Origin of the sequence: Sphingomonas sp. CCH10-B3, assembly GCF_001556185.1 — a bacterium.
Classification (GTDB): domain Bacteria; phylum Pseudomonadota; class Alphaproteobacteria; order Sphingomonadales; family Sphingomonadaceae; genus Sphingomonas; species Sphingomonas aquatica.
Map to the genome: position 1 here is coordinate 50,135 of NZ_LSIJ01000058.1, position 26,167 is coordinate 76,301.

Below are 26,167 nucleotides of genomic sequence, written 5' to 3' on the forward strand. Positions count from 1 at the left end.
GGTCAAGCCCTCCTCTAGGCGGGATTGATCTATCGCCTCGCGGCTGGGGCTTCTTTCACGGCAGCGAAGCTTTATCTGCAAATTGCTTTGCCGGACGGCAGCGCGGTGATGCAGACCGGATCAGCGCCCGCGCTGGCGGCGATAGCGACCCGGCGGCGTGCCGATCGCCTTGGTGAAGGCAGCCGTGAAATGCGACTGGCTGGCAAAGCCGCAGGCGAGCGCCAGCTCGGCAAGCCCCAGATCGCCACCGACCAGCATCGTGCGCGCACGGTCGAGCCGACGCGATCCGACGAAGTGATAGGGAGTCTCCCCGGTCGCCAGCTTGAACATGCGTGAGAAGTGAAAGGGCGATAGGCCGGCCACTTCGGCCAGATCGTTCAGGTGTATCGGCTGGTCGAGTCGCGAGTCGATAAACTCGATTACCCGCGCAAGCCGGACCGGCGACAGATAGATGCGGTCCTCTGCCCCGGTCGATGGCGAGCTGTTCTGGCGCAACAGTGTCGCGCCGACCGCGCGGACAAGGCCCTCGATCATCAGATCAGAGGCAAAGCCCGGCGACCGCAGCTCGGTTATGCACATCTGGATGAGCTGGCGCAGCCGGTCGTGGCGTTCGCTGGCGATCGGCTGAAGCTCGCCGACGCCCAGATCGGCGGCAACGCGGGCCATGTCGGCCTTCGGAATGAACAGCGCAAGCACGCTGTGTTCCCATGGAAATTCCAGGTCGATCGGACAGTGATTGGGGACAAAGCTCACCTGACCGCGCTGCAAAGGCCGGTCGATGGCGATGTTGCCGATGTGACCCCGGTGACGCCGCGACGCATTGAGATTGACGAGCAGCGTATCGACCGTGGCCACGCTGCCAACGACATGGGCCGTCCCCGATGTGCCCACGCTGATCTGGCGCACGGCCTGGAGGCGGTCGCCCGTGCGCGACAACAGCTCGGCATTTGGAATTGCCGAAAAGCGGATGGAATCATAAGGACTCCCACCGGTGACGGCGTGATGATCACGGACATTGGCCGGCAGGTCCATATGACCTCGCATGTCGCGGGAGAGGAGCGAACAATTCGCCAGCAAAACCTCCCGCCCGAGCGAGGTAATAGCATAACAAAGGCTGCTTGCGGGGGCCGTCCGGCGGCAACCCATTAGATTTGCGCAATATTGCAATAGTGCTCGCCCCTGCGTCGGGCGATCGGTCGACTGGCCGGCTAGTGTAGCGACGCGACCGGATTGACCAGTCGGAGCATGGAAACCAGCCGGATATCGGCTTGCGCCAGTCCGGCGGCAACCAGCGGCAGGTGGCTGACATGCGCCTCCATTATCGCCACCGGTTCGGTGCATAGCAACGTCAGTTCGTCCCGCTCGCGCCCGACGAAGGCCATGACAAACCGTCCATTCATGGCCCAATCGACCAGCGCGTCGAATTCGGCGCGCGAATAAAAGGCGAGTTCTTCCTCGCTTGATCCGGGAATGCCGCGCAAGGTGACGAGCGTGAGCGGCATCGCCTGCTCACGCTCGCCGGGCCGCATGCTGGCATACCAAGAATGGAACAGATTCCAGGGCATTGGGAGCGATCCTCCAAAGCCCGACATAATCACGATCAAGCATGGCGCGCTATCAGGATGTTGCGCAGCGTTGGGCCGCAAGCCGCATCAAAAAACGCTGACGGGCCCATTGCCGCAAGCTTTCGCAAAACAACCTTGCATCGTGAAAGCAAATCGGCGCGCCTTGTGGCGACATGATGCTCAGCGGTCGCCGGGATCTTCCGGTCGAGTGCCGCATGTCAATTACCGGGAGCAGTCCATGTCCAAACTGATCGATACCCGCTTTACCCTGCTGGCCGGAGCGGCCGTGCTGGGTGTTGCCGTCGCCACGCCCGCGGCAGCCGAAGTCGTCGTCCGCGGCAAGGAAGGCAAGCCCCTGGATGAAGTGCGCCGCGCGCCTGCTTCGATTTATCAGGACCAGCGCACGATCGTTGCCCAGCCTTCGCCGTCCGAAGTGAAGCCGGAATTTCTGGGTCCGGTGCTGCTGATGAAATCGGCGCATGTCGATCTGGAAAAGGGCACCGCCACGCTGCCGCTGCGCAAGGGCAAGCTGAAGGATGGCCGCCCGGTCTGGTTCATCATCACCGACGCGACCGATGAAAACCTCGCCAACCTGCACGGCGTGAACTACTCGCCGAAAATGGCCTATGCGCTGACCGGTGCGGCGACCCGCCATGCCACCATCGAGAAGGACGGCAGCTTCACGTTCAACGCCGGCTCGGTGGATTTCAAGCCGGTGCTGTCGATTACCCCCGGGCCGGCTGGTGCCGTGTTCCCGCCCAAGGCTTTCCAGCCGGGCGCGGTGGGCGATGCTGCCTATACGCCGATGGTGTATATCGATAACTCGTCCAAGTCGGTGATCCTGAACGCTCCCGTCGTTTCGATGGCAAGCGAGGCCGAACTCAACACCATGTGTGACGGCAATGCCGACCACAGCAAGGTGCATGACAAGGTGGTGGCGATCTGCCCGCGCGACGAGACCGTCACGCTCAAGCTGACGCTGGGTTATACCTTCGACAAGCCGATCCAGTATCTGTCGACCGAGGCCAACAATCCGCTGGTGGCGACGCTGGAAAACGCCATCTATGCGCCGGCGCTGCAGGATCTGCCGTTTGCGCTGGAAGATGCCTCGCCGGGTGAATCGGCCGAGCGCATCGTTGTCGTCGTGAACGGCCCAACCGGTAAGGACAATCCGCACCGCCAGGGTCTGGTGAGCGCGCTGAGCGGCGAAGGCGGCCCGTTGAACGTGCTCGGCGGCATCCCCACCATCAATCTGGACTATTCGCCGATGTGGCGCATCTTCCCGCTGGTGTGGACCGACGAGGCGATCCAGAAGGGCTATCGCTATCGCATCACCAGCGCGCTGCAGGCAGCCGAAATGGATACGCGCGGCTTCTTGAAGAGCCTCGACGGTGGTCCGTTCCGCGCAGTCGGCTTCGTGGTGAACTGCCCGGTCGTCTACCGCATCAACTAAGCTCTGAACGACGATTGGTATAGGCGATGATTCGGCGATCCCCCCGCGCCCCACGCATCATCGTCTGGGCGGCGCTGTCCCTCAGCGCCGCCCCTTGGGGGGCGCAGGCCCAGCAGGCTCCAGCGCCGCCCAGCCAGCCATTGCCCGACGCGAGCCGCAAACCGGACGCGCAAATGGCAGACATGGTCGCCGGCATGACCGTCGATCAAGCGCTCGAAATGGTCGCGATGGCCGACATACCGCCCGAAATCGTCGTGACGGGCTCGCGACTGCGCTCGCGGACCAGCGAGATTGCGTCGAACACCGTGTTGACCGGCGAGGCGCTGGCCACTCAGGCGCGCTCGACCATCGGCGAAACGCTTGCCCATCTGCCCGGCGCATCATCAACGTCGTTCGGGCCGAGCGCGTCGCGCCCGGTGCTGCGGGGATTCGCGGGTGAGCGGGCGCGGTTGCTGATCGACGGGATCGGCACGCTCGATGCCTCCAACACCAGCCCTGACCATGCGGTCGCGCTCAACCCGCTGGTGGCTGACCGGATCGAAGTGCTGCGTGGCCCGGTTTCGTTGCTCTACGCATCGGGCTCGGTCGGCGGGGTCGTCAACACCGTTGGGGGGCGCATTGCGCGACGTGATCCAACGGGCGGCATCGACGCCGTGGCGGCGGCGGGTTTTGGCAGTGCCGCAAACGAAGCGTCGGTCGGCTTTCGGGTCGACACCAGGGCGGCCAACCGCGTCGTGGTGCATCTCGACGGCCAGTATCTGAATGCCGGTTCGGTCCGCACCGGCGGCACTATCCTCGGGCCGGTTGCTGCCGCTCAGGCGCGCGCCGTGGCCGACCCGACAATCTCGGCGCTGGCCGATCTGCGCGGCGTTCTACCCAACACCCAGTTCGAGACCTGGGAGCTTGCCGGGGGCGCCTCGCTGATTCTGCCCAATGGCCACATCGGCTTTTCATTCGGTAATTATGAAAGCGTCTACGGCCTGCCGACGCGCTTCTCGCTCGATCCCGCGGCGCCAGTGCCCGATACCCGCATCGACCTCGATCAGCAGCGGGTCGATTTGCGCTTTGAAATCAACGGCACGGGCCTGCTGCAGGCTGTGCGCGGCCGCTTCGGCTGGGCCGATTACAAGCATAACGAGGTCATTGTTAGGGGCCCGATCACGGCGACCTTTCTCAACCTCGGTTATGAGGCGCGGCTGGAGGCGGTGCTGGGCCGACCGAGCAGCCGATGGAAGTCGACGATCGGCGCGCAGTTTTACGGGCGCGATTTCCGCGTCACCGGCGCGGCGCCGCTGCTGCCGCCGAACACGACCGAACAAATCGCCTTCTTCACCTTGCACGAACTCAACCTGAAACCGCTGAAGCTGGAAGGTGCGTTCCGCTATGAACGGGTCAACATTGCCTCGGCAGTCGATCCGATCCTCGCCAATCCGGCGATCGAGCGGCGCTTTGACCTCTTCTCGCTGTCGGGCGGCGCTAGCTATGCGCTTTCCGCCAACTGGACGGTCGCGGCCAATGCGCATTATTCGCAGCGCGCGCCGGTGGTCGAGGAATTGTTCACGCAAGGCGTCGACCCCGGAACGCAGGGGCAATTGATCGGCAATCCCGCGCTGGGCGTGGAAAGCTCCTATGGGATCGAGGCGATTTTGCGCGGCAAGGGGCGCGGCTGGTCGGGCTCCGCGACATTTTATTATACGAAGTTTTCGAATTACATTTTTGCGCGTGAAACGGGCGTCATCGTCGACGGGCTGCCGGTCTTTCAGTTTCTGGAGGAAGGCACGAACTATCTGGGCTTTGAGGTTACCGGTTCGCTGGATGTCGCGCGGATTGAGGACTGGACCGTGCAGATCGACGGCCTGATCGACTACACCCGGGCGACCTTGTTGAGCGGAGCGCCGGTGCCGCGGATCCCGCCGCTGCGCGTGCTGTTGGGTGCGCAGGCCGGACCGTCGCACCTCAATGGCCGTGCCGAGGTCGAATATGTGTTCGACCAGACCCGCATTTCGGCTTTCGAAACGACGACGTCGGGCTTCGCAATGGTCAACCTGTCGATGGCGTGGCGTCCGCTGGGGCCGGAATCGCCGTTCCAGTTCCGGCTTTCGGCGAACAACCTGCTTGACGCGACCGGGCGGCGGCATGCCAGTCTCCTGAAGGATTTTGCGCCGCTGCCGGGCCGGGATATTCGGATCGGTCTGCGCTTTTCGTTCTGACGGTAGCGCGCGATGGTCTGTTATTGGGCGTGACTTCCCTGTCGGCCTCGCCCGCCGACGACTTGTTCGAAGGGCAAGATGAGATGACTGTGCACGCACCGGTTACCCTCACCAACTTCGTCGGCGGCGATGCCGGTCAGTGGCAGATCACCTCGATCGCGCCGGTCCAGGGCGAAGGCCTGCCGCCTGCGCGCTTCCTGTCGATCGGCGGTGCCGCCGACGGTGGCGCGTGGACGCTGCGCGGGGCAGGGAGCAACCTGCGCTACACCACCGCTGACGAGCGCGCGTCGCTGCAGGCAAAGCAGGAAGGGCTGGGGCGGGCGGGTTCGACGCGCGCAGCCCTGATCCCGATTTCGAAATCGGCGGTTTGGTGGGGCATGGCGCAGGACGAGCGGCGCGCGGTGTACGAGCGCGGCGCGCATCTGCCGATCGGCCTCGATTATCTGCCCGGCGTCGCACGCAAGCTCTACCATTCGCGCGATCATGGCGAGCCGTTCGATTTCCTGACATGGTTCGAATTCGCGCCCGAAGAGGAGGCCGCGTTCGATCACATGCTGGTGCGCCTGCGCGAGTGCGCCGAATGGGATTATGTCGAGCGCGAGGTCGATATCCGGCTGACCCGCGTCGATCAGTAGGGCGTCGGCTTGGTCGCGCGCTGATTTGCGGCGGCTTCCGCCCACCATTCAAGATCGGCGGCGAAACGCGGGAAACGCTGCTCGAGATACTCGCCGCCCGAACCCATGGGCTTGCCGTCGGCATCGAGCGTATGGCTGATCTGGCCGACGTTGAGCGTGCTCGAAATCACGATCATGCCCATTTCGGAAAGCGTCGGGAGCCAGGCCATTGCGGCGCGCGCACCGCCGAGCTGGCCGGGCGAATAGCTGACGACGGCGGCGGGCCGCCAGAACCATTCCTCAAGGAAATGATCGGTCAGGTTCTTGAGCCCCGGCTGCATCCCCCAATTATATTCGCCGGTCACGAAAACGAAGCCGTCGGCGCCCCGGATCTTGGCGGCCAGTTCGGCCATTGCGGGCGGCGCTTCGCCAGCCGGATATTCCTTGAACATGCGGTCGAGCATCGGCAGGTCGACGGCCTTCGCGTCGATTAGCTCGGCGTCGTGGCCGCGACTGGCGAAACCGTGCCGCAGATATTCGGCAAAGCGGAGGCCGACGCGGTCGCGGCGGTAGGAACCGTAGAAGATCAGCAGCTTCATCGTCTCACCTGTCGGTTGGCGGCGGGCTCGGGCGCTCCCTTGGGCCAGCGCTCGCGCTGCGGCAAGGGGTCCCGCTCGCCTGCGCGAACGAGACCCCGCCGGTTGGTTGGCTACGGGCGATCAATTGCCGTGGTGGACGTCCGACGACAGCAGCACGGTCGGCACCTTGCCGCGATTGATCCAATAGTGCGAAATGCCATCGGCTTCGCGCGCGATGTCGCCGCCCTTGTGAACGATCGGCACCATGCAGCTGCTGCGGTATTCGGTGATCTGGCCGCTGACGGTGTAGATCAGCGCGGGGCGGTCCTTGTGGCTGTGCAGCGGGACGATGCCACCCGGCTGGACGACGAGGCGACGCGTGCGCAGCTGGCGATCGGCGACGTTAATTTCGGCGCCCAGATCGACCGAGCCGATGACGGTGTCGGTCACGGCCTTCGGCGCCGTCGGTGCACCCGTCAGCGGGTTGGTCCCGGCCTTGCCGGCGGGGCATTCACCGGCAACCGCGGGGGCGGCGACCGCCGTGGCGGCGAGCAGCGCGAACACGGCGCTGCAGAGATTGGTCTTGGTCATGATCGGCCTTCCTGTTGTTTGGCGATAGCTGTCGTCGAACGGGTGGGCTGCTCGTCGACATAGTGAGGGTTTAAGCCGCCAACATACCTGCGCCAAATTGCTTTGGCGCATTGGTTCGATGCAAAAACGGCATTTCAGGTCGCGTGCCGTCCCGGGCATTTTGACGCCATCGGTTCAACAGAGGACGCCATCATGACCTTGCCCGCCACCAACGATAATCACGTGAAGCCGCTTGTCGGACGTGTCGCGGTCGTCACCGGATCGACGAGCGGCATTGGCCTTGGCATTGCCCATGCGCTCGCCGCCGCGGGTGCCGATCTCGTCATCAACGGGCTCGGCGATGCCGAGGCGATCGAGACGACGCGCAGCCTGCTCGCCGCGCACGGCGGGCGGGTCGCCTATGACGGCGCGAACCTGCTCGATGCCGCCGGGGCCGCCGGGCTGATCGAGAACAGCATAGCCGCTTTCGGGTCGGTCGATATCCTCGTCAACAACGCCGGCATCCAGCATGTTTCGCCGATCGAGGATTTCCCGATCGACAAATGGAACGCGATCCTCGCGCTCAACCTGTCGGCGGCGTTCCATACGATCCGCACCGCCTTTGCACCGATGAAAAAGGCAGGCTTCGGGCGGATCATCAATATCGCCTCCGCCCATGCGCTCGTCGCCTCGCCGTTCAAGAGCGCCTATGTCGCCGCCAAGCACGGGGTGCTCGGGCTGACCAAGACCGTCGCGCTCGAAGGTGCCGAGTTCGGCGTCACCTGTAACGCCATCTGCCCGGGGTACGTATGGACTCCGTTGGTCGAAAATCAGATCGCCGACACCGCCAAGGCCCGCGGCATCGACCGTGAAGCGGTGATCCGCGACGTGCTGCTCGCCGCCCAACCCAACAAGCGCTTTGCCACCGTTGAAGAACTCGGCGCGCTCGCGGTGTTCCTGAGCGGCCCGGCGGCGGGGTCGATTACCGGCACGGCGCTGCCCGTCGATGGTGGCTGGACCGCGCACTGATCCCATATGGCAATTCAAAACAAAGATTTACGAGGGAATGCTCATGAAAAATCTGCAGGAAGAGATTGCGACCTACGGCCAGACTGTTTTGGTGCTGCAGGGCGGCGGCGCGCTCGGTGCCTATCAGGTCGGCGTCTATCAGGCGCTCTCCGACGCCGGGATCGCGCCCGACTGGGTGGTCGGCACGTCGATCGGCGCGATCAACGCCGCGCTGATCGCGGGCGGACCCGCGGGCGACGGCCTCAACCGCCTGCGCGAATTCTGGAAACGCGTCGAGACTGACAAGTTCATGGGCGTGCCGCTCCCGACCTGGTTCCCGGCGGCTGCGCGCAACATGATGGCGGTCACGACCGGCGTCCCGTCGTTCTTCCGCCCCAACACCTCGGCCTTTTTCAGTGCGCATGCGCCGCTCGGCGCCGAAAACGCCGGTTATTACTCTGTGGCGCCACTTGCCGAGATGCTGGCCGAACTGGTTGATTTCGACCAGATCAACAACGGCCCGGTCCGGCTGACGGTCGGCGCGTCGAACGTCCAGACCAGCGAAATGACCTATTTCGACAGCCGCGACCGGACGATCGACCTGCGCCACATCATGGCATCGGGCGCGCTGCCCCCGGCCTTCCCGGCGGTGCGGATCGACGACCAGCTTTACTGGGACGGCGGCATCCTGTCGAACACGCCGGTCGAAGTCGTGTTTGACGACAATCCGCGCAAGAACGGCATGGTGTTCGCGGTCCATCTCTGGAACCCGCATGGCAAGGAGCCCGAGACGATCTGGGAAGTGATGAACCGCCAGAAAGACGTGCAATACTCCAGCCGCGCGGCCGCGCACATCAAGCGCCAGCGCCAGCTGCACAAAATGCGCCACATCATCGCGGAAATGACGACGCTGATCCCCGAAGAGGCGCTGGCGAGCCTGAAGCAGCGCGGCCTGACCGGCTATGGCTGCACCACGCGGATGCATGTTATCCGCCTGCTCGCGCCCGCTCTTGATTACGAAGACCACGCCAAGGACATCGATTTCAGCGCCGACGGCATCCGCAAGCGCTGGGAAGCGGGCTACCGCCATACCTGCGAGACGCTCGAAAAGGCGCCGTGGCGCGCCGAAGTGGATCCGAGCGAGGGCTTTGTGCTGCATGAAGCATGCGCGGGCGAGATGATCGAGACGGCGGCGGCGAGGTAACATCGCCCGCTACCCGCGGGCAGCAACAATGTGATATCGCCGTCGGCTAGGGGATCGTTCATGTCCAATCCGCTTGTTGCCGACCTTGAAAGTGCCTTCCAGCGCATCCGCGACCGCGAGCTGACGCTTGGCGAGCGGCTAAAATACATTGCGGATTGCGTCCGCACCAATGGCCCGGATTTTGCCGCAGCAGTCGATGCGTTCGTCGCCCGGCTGGAGGCGGCGCAGGCGGGCGCCACCGCGCCGATGGTTGGCGACGAAATGCCTGACTTCTGCATGCCCAATCACGACGGGCGGCTGGTCACACTCGGGGAAATCCTCGAGCGTGGTCCCGCCGTGCTGGCGTTTCATCGCGGCCATTGGTGCCCCTATTGCCGCTTGAATATGGTCGGGTTGGCGGAGATCCAACATCAGGTGGCGCCGGCGCAGATCGTCGCGATCTCGTCAGAGGTGCAGCAATATACCCGTGCGCTGCGCGACGAAGCGGGCGCCGACTTCCCATTCCTGTCCGATGTTGGCGGCGGTTATGCGCTGTCGGTCAACCTGGCGATTTTGGTCGATGAAGACATGGCGTGCCTGATCGGCGGGGCAGGGTGGGACATTCCGCTCTATCAGGGGCGCACGCCGTGGGTGCTGCCGGTCCCGGCGGTCTTCGTCGTCGGGCAGGACGGCATCGTCGCCGCGCGCCATGTCGATCCCGACTATCGCCGCCGGATGGAACTCGACGCGCTACTCGACGCCGTCAAGCTGGTGCGCGGTTAGCGCCCGCGACCAGTCAGCCGACCGCACCAGCGCGAGCAGGGCCGCTGCCTCGCGCGAGCGGGGACGGCCCGCCACCGAATAGATCGCGACCGTGCGCCGCAGGTCGAGCGCCGAACACGCAAGATGCCGCACCCGCGACGAATTCATTGCGCTTGCGGGCATGATCGCAACGCCGAATTCGGCCACCACCAGCGCTTCCAGATCGCGATCCGAATCGACTTCATGCGCATGCGCAAGGGAGATACCGGCGGCATCGAGCCGTTCTGTTTCGAATTCGGCCATGTCGGGATCGGCGTGGATCAGAATGCGCGCTTCACGGACCAACTCGACGTCGAGGTCGAGTTCATTGTGCATCGCGAGCGGGTGACTGGCGCCGACCACCAGATCGAACGCCTCGCTGAACATCGGCCAGGTCTCAAGCCGGTCCCAGCTTTCGCCCATCGGCCCGCCGATCGCGAGATCGACTTCGCCGTTTTTCAGCATCGTGGCTATCTGTGCCCCGGTCCCGCGGCGCAGCTTGAGCTGCAGCCCTGCAAAGCTGCGGTGCATCTCGCTGAGTGGCCGCATCAGGTGAACCAGGTCGAGCGTGCGCGACACCGCAAGCGACAGCGTCGGCACTTCGCCGTGTCGGATCTTGGTCGCGAGCGATTTGGCGGTCAGCGCACTGTCATAGCATTGCTGGAGCAGCGGCTGCATCCGCTTGCCAAGATCGGTAAGATGGGTGTTGCGCCCTTCGCGCCGGATCAGGTCGCCGCCGAGCTCGTCCTCTAGCTGCTTGATCGCGCGGGTCAGTGCCGGCTGCGTCACATTGCAGTCTTCGGCCGCCCGAGTGAAATTGAGCAATCGCGCGACCGACAGAAAATAGCGGACCTGTTGCATTTCCATGGGGTGCGACCTCCCTCCCGTGAAGGCCGCCGTCCTCTATCAGCAAGCACGTCGACTGGCTAGCGCGTGCTCAACCGCCGTTCCGCCGCGCGGCCAAGCGCAATCGCCGCCGCCATGCTTGCCACCGCCACCCAGGCATAGGGTTGGAGCAGCGGAATGCCGACCAGCAGCAATTCGTCGTTGCCGCCGGGGATCAGCAAGCTGCCCCATCCCATCAGCACGCCGCCGCCGAGGCAACGGATTACGGTTTCGCGGGTCGGCGCGCGCAGCTTGAGCCGCCCCGCCGTCCAGCCGCCGAGCAGCGCGCCGGCGAACAGCATGGCCAGCAGCACGAATTTGGCGAGGACGCCATCGACTTTCCCCTGCGCCAGCGCGAGCAGCGCATAGGTGTAGGCCCACGGCCCGACGGCGATCAGCGAGATGGCAAAGACGATGCCGATCACAGCGGTCGCCCGGTGCGGAGTCCAGACATGTGCGGCGAGCATCCGTGCGCGGCCGGCGCGCGCAGCCTCGAAGACGCGCCAGCCGACAAAGATTGCAAAAGGGACAAGCAGCCAGCTTGCGCCAAACAGCGGCGAGCCGATGTGCATTGGCGGAAATTCGCCGATCAGCGGCCAGATCGTCACGCAGCCGAGGAAGAAGCCGACCGGGGTCAGCAGATATGCCCACTCGCCCGAACCGAAACGGGCAACGGCGCCGAACACGCAGGCGCGCGCGACAAGGGCGCCAAGCCCCAGCAGTGCGCCACCCGCCACCGTGCCCAGCGTGGTCGGATAGCCGATCGGCAGCGTTTCGTGGCCGCCCAGCGCACGCCACAGCAGCACGCTGCCCGCCACCCACGCTGCCGCCTCGGCAAGGCCGAGAAAGCGCCAGCCGGTGCGCTTGTTCAGCACTTCGTCGACGGCGGCGACGAGGCACGTCGCGCCGCGCTGAATCGCATAGCCCATGATCATGGCGCAGACCGCCGCGATCAGAAAGGCGAGGCTGAGCAGCGCGACCGACATCATTCAGCTCACTTCGCGGCGTCGGCGGCGATGCTGCCGGCGACTTCGGCGGCCATCTTGAACTGGGCATCCTGCGTGGTGATGCCGTAACGCTTCGCCATCCAGGCGAAATCGGTCCAGGCGAGCCAGACGCTGCCATCGGCTTCCTCAACGACCAGCATACGCACCGGCCAGTCGAGCCCGGCATAGCGGTTCGCCTGCAGGAACTGCACGCCGAGCGGCGGATTGCCGAAACGCACGATCACCGATTTGCCGATCGTCAGATTGGCTTCCTTGCCGAGCGCCTGCTGGTCGATCGCATCGAAAAAGCGGACGCCCTTGGCGGCAATGGCAGCCTTCAGCCGTTCGACCGTTTCGTCGAAGCCGTGGTTGCTGCGCAGGCGGACAATGCCTTGGGCCTTGGCGGGGGCAGCGGCGGTCGTGGCGGCGGCGTGGCGGGCTTCGGCAGCGGTGCCGCTGACAGCCAAAGCCAGCGCGAGAAGGGCAGGACGAATGATCATCGGTCGGTCTCCAGTTGGGGCGACGGTCGCGCCGGGACAGCGGCCCTTTCCTTCATTACGCGGGCGGACGCGAATAGGAATGTCGCATGGTGTCGATGCCCGAATGCTATCGGCTTAATCAGGTGCGGAGGAGGCATTGCGGCCAAGGCTGCGCACCGCCCGTTGACGACGGCGCCCCGCCGTGCCAATCGCCGCGCTCACGCGGGTGTAGCTCAATGGTAGAGCAGAAGCTTCCCAAGCTTACGACGAGGGTTCGATTCCCTTCACCCGCTCCACCTCTTGCGTGATAGGGCCTCGACAGCACGCCGATGCAGCGCCCGGTCCGGATCCTTCAGCGAAATCGCACTCACGGGCAGCCTGCGTGAGCCTGCTCGTTGCGATCGAGGGCGGTGACGGCGCAGGCAAGGCAACCGCGGCGGCCAAGCTCGTCGAGCGCGCGCAGCGCGCCGGCTATTCGGCAACAGTGCTTGCTTTCCCGCGCTATGGCGACACGGTCGGCGGGCATGTGATCGGCGAATTTCTTGCCGGGAAGCTGCCGCGGGCACTTACGCCGCGCGCTGCGGCGGTGCTTTACGCGCTCGACCGGCTTGAATCGGCGGCGCACCTCGCCGCGCTCGCCGGGGCGCATGATCTGGTCGTGCTCGACCGCTACATCGCTTCGAACATCGCCTATCAGGCGGCCAAGGTCCCGCCCGAGGACGCGCCTGCGCTGATCGAGTGGATCGCGCAGCTCGAAACCGGGCAATTCGCGCTGCCGCTGCCGGCGCTCAATGTCTATCTCGACACCCCGCTCGAGGTGGCGCGCGACCTGATCCTGCGCAAGCGGCAGCGCAGCTACACGGACCGCAGCTATGACGAGCATGAAGCCGATCTCGCGCTGCAGGCGGGGGTGCGGCGCTGCTATGTCGCGATGGCGGCGCAGTCGGTGCTCGGGCACTGGCAGACCGTGCACACGGTCGAAGGCGGCACCATGCGGACGCCCGACGCAATCGCTGACGAGATTGCCGCTGAAGTGATGCGCTTGCTGCCGCCGCGCTGAGCGGTCGCAGCGCCGATCGATTGGTCCGGCACCGCACGACTAACATGCACCAATGGACTTCGCGCGCCCGTGAACATATATGGAACGCATGGCGCAACTTGATATCCGTGCGAAGCTCGAAATCCTTGCCGATGCAGCCAAATATGATGCGTCCTGCGCGTCGTCGGGATCGGTCAAGCGCAATTCGCGCGGGGGCAAGGGGATCGGATCGACCGATGGCGGCATGGGCATTTGCCATGCTTATGCGCCCGACGGGCGCTGCATCAGCCTGCTCAAGATCCTGCTGACCAACAGCTGCATCTTCGACTGCCATTATTGCATCAACCGCAAGAGCAGCAACGTCCGCCGTGCGCGCTTCACTGCGGAAGAGGTCGTGCAGCTCACGCTCTCCTTCTACCGGCGCAACTACATCGAGGGGCTGTTCCTGTCGTCGGGGATCATCCACTCGTCGAATTATACGATGGAGCAGATCGTCGAGGTCGCGCGGGCGCTGCGCGAGGATCATGACTTTCGCGGCTATATCCATCTGAAGACCATCCCCGATGCCGACCCGGCGCTGGTGCACCAGGCGGGGCTGCACGCCGATCGCGTCTCGATCAACGTCGAGCTACCGACGGTGCAGGGGCTGAAGCGGCTCGCGCCCGACAAGTCCGAAACGCGGATCGAAGGTGCGATGGCGGGAATGAAGTCGGCGATCGTCGATGCGACCGACGCGCGCAAGAAATACCGCTCGGCGCCGCGCTTTGCACCGGCGGGCCAGTCGACGCAGATGATCGTCGGCGCCGATGCCGCGACCGACCGCGATATCGTCGCGCGCGCGGCGGGGCTTTACGGCCGTTTCGGGCTGCGGCGCGTCTATTATTCGGCCTTCTCGCCGATCCCTGATGCGAGCGCAGTGCTACCGCTCCAACGCCCGCCGCTGATGCGCGAACACCGGCTCTACCAGTCGGACTGGCTGATGCGCTTCTACGACTATGCGCCGCACGAGGTTGCCGAGGCGGCGGATGCGAACGGGATGATGCCGCTCGATATCGATCCCAAGCTTGCCTGGGCGCTGAAGTTTCGCGGGCAGTTTCCGGTCGACGTCAACCGTGCCCCGCGCGAAATGCTGCTCCGCGTGCCAGGGCTGGGGACGCGCGTGGTCGGCAGGATTTTGACGGCGCGACGCTGGCGGCGGCTGGCGCTCGCCGACATCGCGCGGCTGACGGTGTCGGTCGCCAAGATCCGGCCGTTCGTGATTACCAGCGACTGGCGCCCGGTTGCTCTGGCCGATGCGGCGGACCTGCGCGCCGCAGTCGGACCCCAGCCCAAGCAAATGGAGTTGTTCGCCTGAAACAGGCGAGAGCGCGATGCGGTTAGCGAAGCTGGAAAGCGAGGATGATTTCGACGGCTGGCGTGCCGCCGTTCGCGCGCTGGTCAGCGAAGGCATCGCGCCCGACGAGGTGGTCTGGCAAGTCGGCGATGCGCGGGGCGACCTGTTCGCCGCGCAGTCGATTGATACCAGCGCCGCTACGGCGGAATTTTCGGTGCCGCGCCCGTTCATCGATCTCGCGCGCAAGGTCGTGCTGCACACCGACCCCGAACGATTTGCCCTGCTGCACCGGCTGCTGGTGCGGCTGCGTGCCGCGCCCCGGCTGATGGACGACGCCGCCGATCCGCTGCTCGGGAAGCTGGAGGGCTTTGCCAAGTCGGTTCGCCGCGACATCCACAAGATGCGTGCTTTCGTGCGCTTTCGCGAAGTGGCGGATGGCGCGGGCGCGCGCTTCGTCGCGTGGTTCGAACCCGAATTTCACATCGTGCGCGCCAATGCCGGCTTCTTCGTCGATCGCTTCGCGTCGATGCGCTGGTCGATCCTGACGCCCGACCTGTCGATCCATTGGGACGGCGCGACGCTGACCGAAGGGCCCGGCGCCGACAAGCGCGACGCGCCCGATGCCGATCCGGTCGAGGAAGTGTGGAAGGGCTATTACGCCGCGATTTTCAATCCGGCGCGGCTGAAGGTCGGCGCGATGCTGAAAGAAATGCCGCGCAAATATTGGAAGAACATGCCCGAGACCGCGCTCGTCCCGCAGCTGATCGCAGGCGCGCAGGCGCGCGAGGCGGCGATGGTCGATACCGCCCGGATGCAGGCGAGCGGCAATGTCGATGCTGCCTGGGCGGCGCTGAGGGAAGAGGCGATGGGCTGCACGCGCTGCCCGCTCTACAGCGACGCAACGCAGACGGTGTTCGGCGAAGGGCCTGTCGATGCCGCGCTGATGTTCGTCGGCGAGCAGCCCGGCGATCAGGAGGATCTGGCGGGCCGCCCGTTCGTCGGTCCGGCCGGACAGCTGTTCGACCGCGCGCTGGCGACGGCAGGCATCGACCGCACGCGCGTCTACGTCACCAATGCCGTCAAGCATTTCAAATTCGAGCCGCGCGGCAAGCGGCGCATCCACGCCAAGCCCGACGCGGGCGAAATTACTGCGTGCCGTTGGTGGATCGAGCAGGAACGCGCGCTGGTCAAACCCCGGCTGACGGTCGCGCTCGGCGCGACCGCGGCCCGGTCGCTGCTGGGGCGGACAGTCACGATCAGCCGCGAGCGCGGGCGCGCGATCGACCTGCCGGGCAGCAGCGGGCAAATCTGGATTACGGTCCATCCCAGCTATCTGTTGCGTTTGCCCGATGAACAAGCGCGCGCGGCGGAATATGAACGCTTCGTCGCGGAACTGGCTCGCATCGGGCAAGCGGTGTGAAGGCACCGCAAGGCCAGCAACTGCTTGAAATGGATTGAGCACTCCCGCGCGACCGAAATCTTGCGCCGCAAGACGTTATCAAAGTGCAACGAAGCCGTCTTTGATCTGCAAGCCTGGTAGCGCAGTTAAGACTTAATGCCGCCCTAAAGGGCCTTCGTCGGCACTGCGCCGACGGATCAGGCGGGGGCTGGAATCATGAAAATGCGTGGCGTGGCGCTGCGAGTGAGCGCGCTTGCGGGAGCTTCGGTATTGGCAGCAATGCCCGCGCTGGCACAGGTTGCCCCGGCGACGGATACCAAGGATGACGTGGTCGTCACCGGCTTTCGGGCGCAAAACCGGCTCGCGATCGATGCCAAGAAGTCGAGCGAACTCGTCGCCGAATTTCTGAAGAGCGACGATATCGGCCAGCAGCCCGACTATAACATCGCCGACAGCTTCCGCCGTCTGCCGGGCGTGCAGACGGTGTTTGACGAGGACGAAGGGCGCTACGTGTCGGTACGCGGGCTGAACCCCAGCTACACGGTCGGGTCGTTCGACGGCGCGATGATGGCAACCGCCGAGCGCGGCAATCGCCAGCTCAACCTTGAAGCGATCCCGTCGACCGCGGTCGCGTCGCTCGAAGTCCTCAAGTCGCGCACGCCGGATATCGAGGGCAATGCGATCGGCGGGTCGATCAATCTCGTCACGCGCTCGGCATTCGACCGGCCGGGCTTCTATCTGTTCGGCAATGCCTTTATCGGCGCGTCGGATTCGCAGGCCGTGCCGGGCCGCGGCTTCGGGCGCGGCAGCGACGACGGGCTAAACTTCCGCGCCGACGGAACGCTGTCGGCGCGCTTTGGGCCTGACGGCATGTTCGGCATCCTGATGTCGGGATCGTACAGCCGCAAGCGCCGCGATCAGGAGCGGTTGCTGCCACAGGTCGTGCCGGTCGCGACGCCGCGGGTCGGTGCTGGTCCGGCAACCACACCCGCAGGCGCGGGGACCAACTTGCTGTGGTCCAACTATCCCAATTCGGTCGATCGCTATGGCGGCACGGTCAAGCTGGAGGCGCGTCCGACGCCCGGGCTCGAAGCGTCGCTCGCCTACACCTATTTTGCGCAGGACGACAATGAACTGCGTCATTCGCAGCAGTTGCTGAACACCAGCGGCGGCAGCTTCGTGCGCTTCAACGACTTCCCGATCCGCAAGCCGCTGCATGTCGGCCAGGCCAAGATCGACTATAAGACTGACAATGGTCACGACTTCGCGCTGCGCGGTTCCTATTCGCAGGCGACGTTCCTTGAACCGTCGAACGAGACCGCATTCAATCTGGTCGCACCGGCGGCGACCTTCAATCTCGGCCTCGACGCCGGCGGTTTCCCGGTGCTGTCGGGCACCAGCGCGCGGGTCGCCGATGCGGGCCAGTATCGCTTCACCCAATATCGCCCTTATATGGACGATTCGACGGACAATGTGACCGAAGCGCAGTTCGACTATGGGTGGAACCGGGCGAAGACCGATGACGGGTTTGGCATTGGGACGGGCTTCAAATATCGCCAGACCGTTCGCGACAACCAGCGGACGCAGAATTTCTTCAATCCGGCGACCGGCGTCGACTTGCGGCTGAGCCAGTTCAATCAGGCAGAAAATTACCGGCCGATCTACGCCGATTTCAACCAGCTGTTCGTCGACTTCCAGAGCTTCCTGACGTTCTTCAACGCCAATCCGGGCAGCTTCGTGCGCGATGCGGTGGCCAGCAATCGTCAGAATATCGGCGGCGACTGGCGCTTCCAGGAGGATGTCGGCGCGGGCTATGGCCTGGTCCGCTACAAGGGCGACCGGTTCACGGTCATCGCTGGCGTACGCTACGAAAAGACCGATGTGGCGGCGACCAGCGTCGTGCGGCGGACCGTGGCGGGCGTCGACCAGTTCACCACGGTGACGCGCAACAACAGCTATTACGATTTTCTGCCGTCGGTCACCGGCCTGTACGACATTACCGACCGGCTGCGGCTGCGCGCGGCCTATTTCAAGGGCGTCGGTCGTCCGAATCCCAGTTCGGTGGCGGGACAGGAGCTGATCAACGCGGACGATTCGATCAGCCGCCCCAATCCAAACCTCGGGCCACGCCGCGCCGACAGCTATGAGGCGAGCCTCGAATACTACCTACCCAACAATCTCGGCATTATCGCGATTGCGGGGTTCCACAAGAATATCAGCGGCGAAATCTACACCTTCGCGTCGCAGGAAACGATCGACGGCGTAGTGCGCACGGTCAGCCAGCCGCGCAATGCCGAAGGCGCGACGGTGACCGGGTTTGAGGCCAATGTCGTCCTCAACAAGCTCGGCTTCCTGCCCTGGGTCTTCAGCGATTTGGGTGTGTCGGGCAATATCACGGTGCTGGGTGGCTCGATCGATATCCGCGATGCAACCGCGCGCCGCACGCTCAACCAGTTGCCCGGACAGGCCGACTTCCTGGCCAACGCGGCGATCTTCTACGAACGCGGCCCGGTGCGGGCGCGGTTGACCTATTCGCATGTCGGCAGGTTCCGCAACTCGGTCAGCGCCGCGACGCCCGCCAATGACCAAACGACGGCGGCGTTCAACCAGCTTGATGCGCAGGCGCGAATCAAGATCCTCGACGGTTTCGAAATCATCGCCGAGGCGCGCAACCTCACCAATGCCGCGCGTCTGGTGCTGACCGGGCCGAATCAGGATATTGCCCGCGACATCAACCGCTTCGGCCGCCAATATTGGCTGGGCGCGACGTTCAAGTGGTAAGCGCATCGCGCGCGGCAGTGGTCGCCACCCTCGCGCTGGCAATGCCTGCCAGCGCGGGGGAGGCGCAGCGCGCCGAAGCAATTGTGTCGGGGCCGGTCGGGGCCGAACAATGCGTCGGCAGCAATGGCGAGCGATGCACCGTGGCCCCCGGCGTTACCTATCGGCGGATCGTCCGCGCTGGCCCCGCACCGCTGGTGATGCACGTTGCCGAAGTCGACCTGACTGCGCCGGGCGTCCGGGTCGCGATGACGCCTGCCGATCGATCGGCCGGAATGGAATATCGCGCCACGCCAGTCAGTGCCTATGTCGCACGCAGCGGCGCGGTGCTCGCAGTCAACGCCAGCTATTTCCTGCCCTTCGTCGGCGGATCACCGGCGGGCGAGAATTACGTGCCGCAGCCGGGCGCCGCCGCCGACGCATCGGGCGCGGTGCTGGCGGGCGGCGAATATGTGTCGAAGGCCGACGAGGTCGACGCGCGTGTCGATTCGATGGTCTGTTTCACTGCCGGCCGCGCGGTAATCGTCGAGGGGCAGGCCTGCCCGGCCGGGTTCACCGAAGGCGTGTCGGCTGGCCCGCGGCTGCTGAACGCAGGCGCCGAAGTACCTCGCCGCCCGCTGGGCCGCGACGGCGTGTTCCACGGTGCGGTCAAGCTGGAAGGCGCAGCAGCGGCAGCAGCGCAGGCGGCGCCCCCGCCGCCGGGACGTGGCGGTGGCCCGCGCACGGCGCTGGGACTGAACGACGCTGGGACGAAACTGTGGCTGGTCGTCGCCGACGGGCGGCAGCCGGGCTATAGCGAAGGCGCGACCAACGCCGACCTGCTCGCGCTGTTCCGCGAAGTCGGTGCGACACAAGCCATGAGCCTCGACGGCGGCGGCTCGGCGACGATGGTGGCGAAGGGACCATCGGGTCCGATCGTGCTCAGCCGCCCGATCCACACTGGCGTGCCGGGGCGCGAGCGGCCGGTGGGCAATCACCTCGGCGTGTTCGTTGACGGCCTGCCCGCGACGCCGCGCTTCGGCGCGCTGCTCCCCCCGAAGCCCGAGCGCCCCGTGGCGCAGCTCCAGGCCGTGCTCGAGCGGATCTATGGCGCGCCCGAGGCACGGCAGGGCGTCGCCGTTGATGCGACGCATTTCTATGCGCTGGTCAACACCGCGATCGGCAAATATGAACGCGACAGCGGCCGCCTCGTTGCGCGCTGGGCGGGCCCGCGCGGCGGGCTGATCCGCCATCTCAACAGCTGCACGGTCGTCGGCGCGCAGCTGGTATGCGCGCATTCGAACCATCCCGAAGTGCCGCATGGATCATCGGTCGAGATCTTCGACACTGCGACGCTCGCGCACACCGGCAGCGTCAGCCTAGGCAATCGCGACGAGGGATCGCTGACGATCGTCGAGCCGATCGCCGATGGCTGGCTGCTCGGCTTTGCGCATTATTCGGACGAGACCGGCGTGCCGTTCAAGGGGCACGACTATTCGCAGCTGATCAGCACCGACGCCGAGTGGCGTCGCCGCGAAGGTTGGCTGATTCCGCCCGCGATCCGCAAGCGGATGGCGCCGCAGGCAGCGTCGGGCGGCGCGATCGGCAACGATGGCCTGCTCTATCTGTTCGGCCATACGCTGCCCGAAATGTATGTGCTCGCGCGGCCGAAGACGGGTGCCGAGCTGATCCACCTCGCCACGATCAAGGTCGCGGTGGAGGGACAGGCCTTTGCCTTCGACCCCACTGACGCGCGGCGGATCTTCGCGATCGATCGGCCAAGCGGCACTGTCCGGGTGTTCAAGCTGCCGGTGATTGGCGGACTGCCCGACGATGCGCGATTGTTTGAGCGACGGCGGCCCGCTGCGGAGAAGGTCAAACCGGGCGCGCGTTGAATCCTGCCCCGCCGGAATGCGCGGGGCAGCAATTCGCGTGGCGATGTGGGTGCCCGGCTCAGATCGTGGCGCTGACGCCCTTCTCGGTAATATAGCCCGTCACCAGCCGCGCTGGCGTGACGTCGAAGGCCGGGTTGGCTGCGCCCGAGGCGGTTACACGGATTGCGCCGCCTTCGCCCTGAACATGGGTGACTTCCTCGCCCGAGCGCTCCTCGATCGGCACATCGGCCCCCGTTGGCGTGTGCGGGTCGAAGGTCGTCGAGGGCAGCGCGACGTAGAAGGGGATATTGTTATCGCGCGCCGCGAGCGCCTTCAGATAGGTGCCGATCTTGTTGCAGACGTCGCCGTTCGCCGCGACGCGGTCAGTGCCGACGATCACCATGTCGACCTGCCCGTTCATCATCAGATGGCCGCCGGCATTGTCGACGATCACGGTATGCGGCACGCCGTGGCTCGCGAGTTCGAACGCGGTGAGCAATGCGCCCTGGTTGCGCGGGCGGGTCTCGTCGACCCAGACATGCACCGGTATCCCGGCGTCATGCGCCTTGTAGATCGGCGCGGTCGCGGTGCCATAATCGACCGTCGCCAGCCAGCCCGCATTGCAATGCGTCAGGATGTTGAGCGGGCGGTCGGGGTGCTGCGCGTGCAGGTCGCGCAGGATGTCGAGCCCGTGCGCACCGATCGCCTCGCTCATCGCGGCGTCGTCGTCGGCGATGGCGTCGGCGCGCGCGAAGGCGGCCTGCGCGCGCTCGGCTGGCGGCAGGGGGCGGACATGCGCCGCGACATCATCCAATGCCCAGCGCAGATTGACCGCCGTTGGCCGTGCCTCAAGCAGGAACTTGTGCGCCGCCGCCAGTCCTTCGTCGCTCGCATCCTCGGCAAGCGCGAGCGCGAGGCCATAAGCGGCCGTCGCGCCGATCAGCGGCGCGCCGCGCGTCCACATCTCGCGGATCGCGCGCTCGGCGGTGGCGGCGTCGCGCAGCTCGACCCAGGTGACTTTCCACGGCAAGTCGCGCTGGTCGAGAATGCGCGCGCCCTTGCCATCGTCGGTGCGCATGATCGAGCGGGTGTGGGTGCCGTTGAGTTTCATGTTTCCTGTTCCTCTTCCCGGACCCGCTCGTTTCGAGCGAAGTCGAGAAACGCTGTGCGTCGCTTGCGGCCTGTTTCTCGACTTCGCTCGAAACAAACGGGTTAGGGGGTTGATGGATTAAATTTCGATCTCGTCGAAGCTCGCAATGTCCGCCGCGCCACCCGCGCGATCGATCAGCAGCGCCTGCATCCCCGCTGCCTTTGCCGCATCGGTTTCCGCCGCCACGTCGGACAGGAACAGTATCTCGCCCGGCGGCAGCCCGATCGCCTCGGCAATCCGCACATAAGCGACCGCCTCGCGCTTCGGTCCGGTCGTCGTGTCGAAATAGCCGGAGAAGAGCGGCGTCAGATCGCCCGCCTCGCTGAAGCCGAAGATCAGCTTCTGCGCCGCCACCGATCCGCTCGAAAAGACATAGAGCTTCAGTCCCGCCGCGTGCCAGCGCCGCAGCCCCGCGACCGCATCGGGATAGATGTGCCCCTTGAAGGCGCCCTCACGAAACCCCGCATCCCAGATCAGCCCCTGCAGGGTCTTGAGCGGGGTGATCTTGCGGTCCTCGTCGATCCAGCGCGTCATCGTCGCGATCGGGTCGCCGGATTCGATCGCTTCCACCTCGGCGAGGATCGGTGCGACCTCGTCCGGATGCGCGGCGCAATAGCTGCCCAGCCGCTCCCGCGCATAAGGGAACAGCACGTCGGCGACGAAGGAGATCGACGATGTCGTCCCCTCGATGTCGGTCAGAATGGCTTTGGTCACGCGTCGGCGCGCTCGAGCCGGGGGAAGCGATCGGCAATGTCGTCGCCAGTGAACTGCGCGATCCAGCCGTCGGGATTGAGGAACAGCCGGATCACGGTGAAGTGCGGCGCCGCGCCCATATCAAACCAGTGCCGCATCCCCGCGGGCACTGAGATCAGGTCGCCCTTGGTGCACAGCATGTTGAACACCCGGCCGTCCTCGTGGAGCGTGAACAGCCCTTCGCCATCGACGAAGAAGCGGATCTCGTCCTCGGCATGGGTGTGCTCGGACAGGAATTTGGTGCGGATCGTCGCGCGGTCGGGGTGGTCGGGCGTCACGCCCATCACGTCGATCGAGCGATAGCCGTCGGCGGCGACCAGCTTCTCGATCTCGGGCGCATAGGCGGTCAGTACGTCGTCGGCGCTGGCGACGGGACGCGTCGGCCAGCGCTCGAAGCGCACGCCGATGCCCGCCAGTTCGAGCGCGATCCGTTCGGCATCGTCGGTCTCCAGCAGCAAGGCGTTCGCATCGCTGTCGGCGAAAATCTGCAAATGGCTCATCGCATGCTCTCCCGGAAACGCGCCTCGGCGAGTTCGGCGGCGATCATCCATTCGACGCCTTCGATCACGCGCTCGGCCTCGGCCATGTCGCGGCCCCAGCCGTAGAGGCCATGACCCCGGATAAGATAGGCGGGCGGCGGCGCGGGCGCCAGCATCGCGGGTTCGAGCGCGGCGATGATGTCGGCCATGTCCTGGCTGTTGTCGACGATCGGCAGGTCGAACGCGGTATCGTGAGTGGTGAAGCCGGGCAGCACTTTCAGCATCTCATGCCCGGCAAGCGTGTAGCCAGGCGCAGCGGCATAGGCGCGGCTCATGCCCACCGCTTCGGGTGAATGGCTGTGCAGCACCGCGTTGACATGTGGAAAGCGCGCGTACAGCGCCAAGTGCAGCGCAGTTTCGGCCGAAGGCTTCTTGCCGTCGAGCGACGTGCCGCCCGCATCGACGCGCATTACCCCGTTCTCGGTCAGCCGCCCTTTGTGCCAGCCCGATACCGTGATCGCGAAGCTGCCATCGGCCAGCCGCATCGAATAATTGCCAGCCGTGGCGGGCGCCCAGCCCTTGCTGTCGAGCCAGCGCCCGGCAGCGATGATCTGCGCAGCGGCTTCGGCAAAGGTCGTGGTGGTCGCGGCGGCAGGCGGCATGGCCGCGTCTTAGCAAGATTGCCGCGAAGGCAAAGGCGAATTTGTGAGAGGAGCTAACCGATGGCGCTGAGTTGCCAATCGTGGTGACCCCTACGGGAATCGAACCCGTGTTTCAGCCGTGAAAGGGCCGCGTCCTAACCGCTAGACGAAGGGGCCAAGCCGGGAAGCTTGAAGCGGCGCCGTAATCAAAGCCGGCGCGCCGGTCAATAGCGACTCACGCCTCCACGCCGACTTCGTGGTGGCACACCGCCTGCAGCTTGTTGCCGTCGGGATCGCGGACATAAGCGGCGTAATAATTGGCGTGATAATGCGGGCGCAGCCCCGGAATCCCGGTGTCGCTGCCGCCGTACATCAATGCCGCCGCGTGGAAGGCATGGACAGCCGCGCGCGAGGGCGCAACGAGCGCGACATGGCTGCCGTTGCCGCGCGTCGCCGGGCGCCCGTCGAACGGCTCGAGGACGAACAGCTTCATGCCGCGCGCTTCGCCGAACACCAGCGCACCGGCCATGTTGAACGGCTGGCCGATGCCAAGCGTCGCCATCACCGGTTCATAGAAGGCGCGCGCCCGCTCCAGGTCGCGCGTGCCGAGCGTGATATGGCTGAACATGCTCGCATCCTCAATCAGCCCAGGCAGCGTCGTCGAGATGCATCTCGGCGGCGGGCTGGCTGCCCCAATCATCGATCTTCGCGCGTCCGGCAATCCACAACCGCCGGTGCGACGGCGCCGACAGCAGCGCTTGTCCCAAAAGGCTTTCGGCCTGTCGAAACGCGACTGTCTTCAACCGCGCGCCATCTTCGCCCGCCATGATGGCACGCACATGACCATTGCCGACAATATCGGCCTTGATCACGCGCACCGGCCCCGCCGCGACGCGCGGCGCGGGCCAGCCCATGCCGTAAGGGCCGCCAGCTTCGAGCGCGTCGACCAGCGCAGGCGACACACCGCGCGGGGTGAGCAGGGCATCGACCAGCAACGCGCGGTCGCCGATCGATCGCGCCACGCCCTCGGCAAGGCGCGCTTCGAGGAAGTCGGCGAAGGCGCCGAGCTGGTCCTCGGCAATCGTCAGCCCCGCCGCCATGGCATGGCCACCGCCCGCGACCAGCAGCCCGGCTTCCTTGGCGGCCAGCACCGCTTGCCCCAGGTCGACGCCGGGCACCGACCGTCCCGATCCCTTGCCGACGCCATGCTCGTCGAGCGCGATGACGATCGCGGGGCGTCCGAATTTTTCCTTCAGCCGCCCGGCCACGATGCCGATCACGCCGGGGTGCCAGCCCGCGCCCGCGACGATCGTGACCGCGCGGTCGCGGTGGGCCATGGCCTCGGCGCGCGCCTGAACATCGCCTTCGATCGTCCGGCGCTCCTCGTTGAGCCGGTCGAGCTCGGCGGCGATGACGCGCGCTTCCTCGGGGTCGTCGGTGGTGAGCAGGCGGACGCCGAGGTCCGACTTGCCGACGCGCCCGCCGGCATTGATGCGCGGCCCAAGCGCAAAACCCAGATCGGTCGCGGTCGGCGCGCGGGTGAGGCGCGCGGCGTCGAGCAGCGCCGACAGACCGATGTTGCGGCGCTGCGCCATCACTTTCAGCCCCTGCGCTACGAAGGCGCGGTTGAGCCCCCGCAGCGCCGCCACGTCCGCGACGGTGCCCAGCGCGACGATATCGAGCAGGTCGAGCAGCCTCGGCTCGGGGCGGCTCGCGAAAGCCCCGCGCGCCCGCAGCGTGCGGATCAGCGCCGCACCGAGCAGAAACGCGACGCCGACCGCCGCCAGATGGCCGTGCGCGGCGCCTTCCGCCTCGTCGAGCCGGTTGGGATTGACCAGCGCATAGGCGACCGGGAGGGCAGGGGCGCATTTGTGGTGATCGACCACGATCACATCGACGCCGACGCCGCGCGCCATCTCGAGCGCTTCGAACGCCTGCGCGCCGCAATCGACCGTGACGATCAGGCTCGCGCCTTCGCCCGCGAGCCGCACCAGCGCTTCGCCCGACGGGCCATAGCCCTCCATCAGCCGGTCGGGGATATAGGCGACGGGATCGAGCCCGAGCGACCGCAAAAGCCGGATCATCAGCGCGGCGGACGTGGCGCCATCGACGTCATAATCGCCGAACACTGCCACCCGCTCGCCCGCGAGCACGGCGGCGGCGAGCCGCTCGGCGGCGCGATCCATGTCGCGGAAGATTGAGGGGTCGGGCATGAAGCCGCGAATGCTGGGCGCGCGATGCGCCTCGAGCGTCTCACGCGAGCACCCGCGCGACAGCAGCAGCTGCGTGACGAGATCGTCGCCGGTCAGCTCTTGGCGCGCATCGGTTTCAAGCGCGCGCCACCGCCACGGCTGACCGAGGATCGAATGGGTGATGTTGAGGACATGGGACATTGGGGTGGGTGTAGGGG

The 26,167-nt window shown here is 65.8% G+C and carries 24 protein-coding genes and 2 tRNA genes; 12 read left to right on the forward strand and 14 right to left on the reverse strand.

Annotation, left to right across the window (positions count from 1 at the left end):
• Positions 1-120: 120 nt before the first annotated feature.
• The gene (locus AX672_RS09355; protein WP_066650873.1) at positions 121-1,032 is read right to left on the reverse strand and encodes a helix-turn-helix domain-containing protein; all 912 of its coding nucleotides are present in this window, start codon (positions 1,030-1,032) and stop codon (positions 121-123) included.
• Between the two features lie 176 nt (positions 1,033-1,208).
• Complete coding sequence (locus AX672_RS18875) at positions 1,209-1,502, reverse strand: hypothetical protein (RefSeq protein ID WP_202189289.1); 294 nt, start codon at positions 1,500-1,502, stop codon at positions 1,209-1,211.
• Between AX672_RS18875 and AX672_RS09365 the strand changes: the two genes are divergently transcribed.
• The 3 genes from AX672_RS09365 (at position 1,492) to AX672_RS09375 (ending at position 5,863) form a co-directional block, all read left to right on the forward strand.
• Complete coding sequence (locus AX672_RS09365) at positions 1,492-3,018, forward strand: hypothetical protein (protein WP_168727417.1); 1,527 nt, start codon at positions 1,492-1,494, stop codon at positions 3,016-3,018. The two genes, AX672_RS18875 and AX672_RS09365, sit on opposite strands and share 11 nt — an antisense overlap.
• A gap of 173 nt (positions 3,019-3,191) precedes the next feature.
• Positions 3,192-5,228, forward strand: a complete 2,037-nt coding sequence (locus AX672_RS09370; protein WP_066650876.1) for a TonB-dependent receptor — start codon at positions 3,192-3,194, stop codon at positions 5,226-5,228.
• Between the two features lie 83 nt (positions 5,229-5,311).
• A complete protein-coding gene (locus AX672_RS09375; protein ID WP_066650902.1) occupies positions 5,312-5,863 on the forward strand; it encodes a hypothetical protein in 552 nt (183 codons plus the stop codon).
• Here the strand turns inward: AX672_RS09375 and AX672_RS09380 are convergent.
• Positions 5,857-6,441, reverse strand: a complete 585-nt coding sequence (locus AX672_RS09380) for an NADPH-dependent FMN reductase (protein WP_066650877.1) — start codon at positions 6,439-6,441, stop codon at positions 5,857-5,859. The two genes, AX672_RS09375 and AX672_RS09380, sit on opposite strands and share 7 nt — an antisense overlap.
• A 120-nt stretch (positions 6,442-6,561) precedes the next feature.
• Positions 6,562-7,011, reverse strand: coding sequence for a cupin domain-containing protein (locus AX672_RS09385; protein ID WP_066650878.1), 450 nt, complete (start codon positions 7,009-7,011; stop codon positions 6,562-6,564).
• Between the two features lie 192 nt (positions 7,012-7,203).
• Here AX672_RS09385 and AX672_RS09390 point away from each other — a divergent pair, with 192 nt between their 5' ends.
• From AX672_RS09390 to AX672_RS09400, 3 genes are read left to right on the forward strand one after another with little or no spacing between them, the layout of a single operon-like run.
• The gene (locus tag AX672_RS09390) at positions 7,204-8,019 is read left to right on the forward strand and encodes a 3-hydroxybutyrate dehydrogenase (RefSeq protein WP_066650903.1); all 816 of its coding nucleotides are present in this window, start codon (positions 7,204-7,206) and stop codon (positions 8,017-8,019) included.
• Between the two features lie 43 nt (positions 8,020-8,062).
• Entirely contained in the window at positions 8,063-9,202 is a 1,140-nt protein-coding gene (locus tag AX672_RS09395) for a patatin-like phospholipase family protein (protein WP_082730478.1), read from the forward strand.
• A gap of 60 nt (positions 9,203-9,262) precedes the next feature.
• Entirely contained in the window at positions 9,263-9,964 is a 702-nt protein-coding gene (locus AX672_RS09400; RefSeq protein ID WP_066650880.1) for a peroxiredoxin-like family protein, read from the forward strand.
• On the opposite strand, the gene AX672_RS09405 is transcribed toward AX672_RS09400, so the two are convergent.
• The 3 genes from AX672_RS09405 to AX672_RS09415 are packed head-to-tail and all read right to left on the reverse strand — an operon-like array spanning position 9,932 to position 12,353.
• The gene (locus tag AX672_RS09405; RefSeq protein ID WP_066650881.1) at positions 9,932-10,849 is read right to left on the reverse strand and encodes a LysR family transcriptional regulator; all 918 of its coding nucleotides are present in this window, start codon (positions 10,847-10,849) and stop codon (positions 9,932-9,934) included. The genes AX672_RS09400 and AX672_RS09405 overlap by 33 nt on opposite strands.
• 59 nt (positions 10,850-10,908) lie before the next feature.
• Entirely contained in the window at positions 10,909-11,856 is a 948-nt protein-coding gene (locus AX672_RS09410; protein ID WP_066650882.1) for a YeeE/YedE thiosulfate transporter family protein, read from the reverse strand.
• 5 nt (positions 11,857-11,861) lie between these two features.
• Complete coding sequence (locus AX672_RS09415; protein WP_066650883.1) at positions 11,862-12,353, reverse strand: DUF302 domain-containing protein; 492 nt, start codon at positions 12,351-12,353, stop codon at positions 11,862-11,864.
• Positions 12,354-12,554: 201 nt separating this feature from the next.
• Here AX672_RS09415 and AX672_RS09420 point away from each other — a divergent pair.
• From AX672_RS09420 to AX672_RS09445, 6 genes are all read left to right on the forward strand, one after another.
• Positions 12,555-12,628 (forward strand) — tRNA-Gly (locus tag AX672_RS09420).
• 86 nt (positions 12,629-12,714) lie between these two features.
• The gene (locus AX672_RS09425) at positions 12,715-13,392 is read left to right on the forward strand and encodes a thymidylate kinase (protein WP_066650884.1); all 678 of its coding nucleotides are present in this window, start codon (positions 12,715-12,717) and stop codon (positions 13,390-13,392) included.
• Positions 13,393-13,480: 88 nt separating this feature from the next.
• Complete coding sequence (locus AX672_RS09430) at positions 13,481-14,725, forward strand: putative DNA modification/repair radical SAM protein (RefSeq protein ID WP_066650885.1); 1,245 nt, start codon at positions 13,481-13,483, stop codon at positions 14,723-14,725.
• A 16-nt stretch (positions 14,726-14,741) separates the two neighbouring features.
• On the forward strand, positions 14,742-16,124 hold the full coding sequence (locus AX672_RS09435; RefSeq protein WP_066650886.1) for a UdgX family uracil-DNA binding protein: 1,383 nt from the start codon (positions 14,742-14,744) through the stop codon (positions 16,122-16,124).
• Between the two features lie 195 nt (positions 16,125-16,319).
• Positions 16,320-18,884: a TonB-dependent receptor gene (locus tag AX672_RS09440; protein WP_082730477.1), complete on the forward strand. Its 2,565-nt coding sequence runs from the start codon at positions 16,320-16,322 to the stop codon at positions 18,882-18,884.
• A 17-nt stretch (positions 18,885-18,901) separates the two neighbouring features.
• A complete protein-coding gene (locus AX672_RS09445; protein WP_202189290.1) occupies positions 18,902-20,755 on the forward strand; it encodes a phosphodiester glycosidase family protein in 1,854 nt (617 codons plus the stop codon).
• A gap of 58 nt (positions 20,756-20,813) precedes the next feature.
• Here AX672_RS09445 and mtnA read toward each other — a convergent pair whose 3' ends face one another.
• The 7 genes from mtnA to recJ form a co-directional block, all read right to left on the reverse strand.
• On the reverse strand, positions 20,814-21,845 hold the full coding sequence (gene mtnA / locus AX672_RS09450; RefSeq protein ID WP_066650889.1) for an S-methyl-5-thioribose-1-phosphate isomerase: 1,032 nt from the start codon (positions 21,843-21,845) through the stop codon (positions 20,814-20,816).
• Between the two features lie 117 nt (positions 21,846-21,962).
• Positions 21,963-22,598 carry an acireductone synthase gene (gene mtnC / locus AX672_RS09455; protein ID WP_066650890.1) on the reverse strand — a complete coding sequence of 212 codons (636 nt, stop codon included), beginning with the start codon at positions 22,596-22,598 and terminating at the stop codon, positions 21,963-21,965.
• Complete coding sequence (locus AX672_RS09460; protein ID WP_066650891.1) at positions 22,595-23,137, reverse strand: 1,2-dihydroxy-3-keto-5-methylthiopentene dioxygenase; 543 nt, start codon at positions 23,135-23,137, stop codon at positions 22,595-22,597. Before AX672_RS09460 ends, mtnC begins: the two co-directional genes overlap by 4 nt.
• Positions 23,134-23,778: a methylthioribulose 1-phosphate dehydratase gene (mtnB, locus tag AX672_RS09465; protein WP_066650892.1), complete on the reverse strand. Its 645-nt coding sequence runs from the start codon at positions 23,776-23,778 to the stop codon at positions 23,134-23,136. Before mtnB ends, AX672_RS09460 begins: the two co-directional genes overlap by 4 nt.
• Positions 23,779-23,859: 81 nt before the next feature.
• Positions 23,860-23,934, reverse strand: a tRNA-Glu gene (locus AX672_RS09470).
• Positions 23,935-23,992: 58 nt separating this feature from the next.
• Entirely contained in the window at positions 23,993-24,385 is a 393-nt protein-coding gene (locus tag AX672_RS09475) for a VOC family protein (RefSeq protein WP_066650893.1), read from the reverse strand.
• A gap of 10 nt (positions 24,386-24,395) precedes the next feature.
• Positions 24,396-26,150, reverse strand: coding sequence for a single-stranded-DNA-specific exonuclease RecJ (recJ, locus tag AX672_RS09480; protein ID WP_066650894.1), 1,755 nt, complete (start codon positions 26,148-26,150; stop codon positions 24,396-24,398).
• Between the last annotated feature and the right edge of the window lie 17 nt (positions 26,151-26,167).

What these genes read in the sequence shown, in the direction of transcription:
- AX672_RS09355 (WP_066650873.1), bottom strand. Translation starts at nt 1,032, where the DNA reads ATGGACCTGCCGGCCAATGTCCGTGATCATCACGCCGTCACCGGTGGG.
- AX672_RS18875 (WP_202189289.1), bottom strand. Translation starts at nt 1,502, where the DNA reads ATGCCGCTCACGCTCGTCACCTTGCGCGGCATTCCCGGATCAAGCGAG.
- AX672_RS09370 (WP_066650876.1), top strand. Translation starts at nt 3,192, where the DNA reads ATGGCAGACATGGTCGCCGGCATGACCGTCGATCAAGCGCTCGAAATG.
- AX672_RS09375 (WP_066650902.1), top strand. Translation starts at nt 5,312, where the DNA reads ATGACTGTGCACGCACCGGTTACCCTCACCAACTTCGTCGGCGGCGAT.
- AX672_RS09380 (WP_066650877.1), bottom strand. Translation starts at nt 6,441, where the DNA reads ATGAAGCTGCTGATCTTCTACGGTTCCTACCGCCGCGACCGCGTCGGC.
- AX672_RS09385 (WP_066650878.1), bottom strand. Translation starts at nt 7,011, where the DNA reads ATGACCAAGACCAATCTCTGCAGCGCCGTGTTCGCGCTGCTCGCCGCC.
- AX672_RS09390 (WP_066650903.1), top strand. Translation starts at nt 7,204, where the DNA reads ATGACCTTGCCCGCCACCAACGATAATCACGTGAAGCCGCTTGTCGGA.
- AX672_RS09395 (WP_082730478.1), top strand. Translation starts at nt 8,063, where the DNA reads ATGAAAAATCTGCAGGAAGAGATTGCGACCTACGGCCAGACTGTTTTG.
- AX672_RS09400 (WP_066650880.1), top strand. Translation starts at nt 9,263, where the DNA reads ATGTCCAATCCGCTTGTTGCCGACCTTGAAAGTGCCTTCCAGCGCATC.
- AX672_RS09405 (WP_066650881.1), bottom strand. Translation starts at nt 10,849, where the DNA reads ATGGAAATGCAACAGGTCCGCTATTTTCTGTCGGTCGCGCGATTGCTC.
- AX672_RS09410 (WP_066650882.1), bottom strand. Translation starts at nt 11,856, where the DNA reads ATGATGTCGGTCGCGCTGCTCAGCCTCGCCTTTCTGATCGCGGCGGTC.
- AX672_RS09415 (WP_066650883.1), bottom strand. Translation starts at nt 12,353, where the DNA reads ATGATCATTCGTCCTGCCCTTCTCGCGCTGGCTTTGGCTGTCAGCGGC.
- AX672_RS09430 (WP_066650885.1), top strand. Translation starts at nt 13,481, where the DNA reads ATGGCGCAACTTGATATCCGTGCGAAGCTCGAAATCCTTGCCGATGCA.
- AX672_RS09435 (WP_066650886.1), top strand. Translation starts at nt 14,742, where the DNA reads ATGCGGTTAGCGAAGCTGGAAAGCGAGGATGATTTCGACGGCTGGCGT.
- AX672_RS09440 (WP_082730477.1), top strand. Translation starts at nt 16,320, where the DNA reads ATGAAAATGCGTGGCGTGGCGCTGCGAGTGAGCGCGCTTGCGGGAGCT.
- mtnA (WP_066650889.1), bottom strand. Translation starts at nt 21,845, where the DNA reads ATGAAACTCAACGGCACCCACACCCGCTCGATCATGCGCACCGACGAT.
- AX672_RS09460 (WP_066650891.1), bottom strand. Translation starts at nt 23,137, where the DNA reads ATGAGCCATTTGCAGATTTTCGCCGACAGCGATGCGAACGCCTTGCTG.
- mtnB (WP_066650892.1), bottom strand. Translation starts at nt 23,778, where the DNA reads ATGCCGCCTGCCGCCGCGACCACCACGACCTTTGCCGAAGCCGCTGCG.
- AX672_RS09475 (WP_066650893.1), bottom strand. Translation starts at nt 24,385, where the DNA reads ATGTTCAGCCATATCACGCTCGGCACGCGCGACCTGGAGCGGGCGCGC.
- recJ (WP_066650894.1), bottom strand. Translation starts at nt 26,150, where the DNA reads ATGTCCCATGTCCTCAACATCACCCATTCGATCCTCGGTCAGCCGTGG.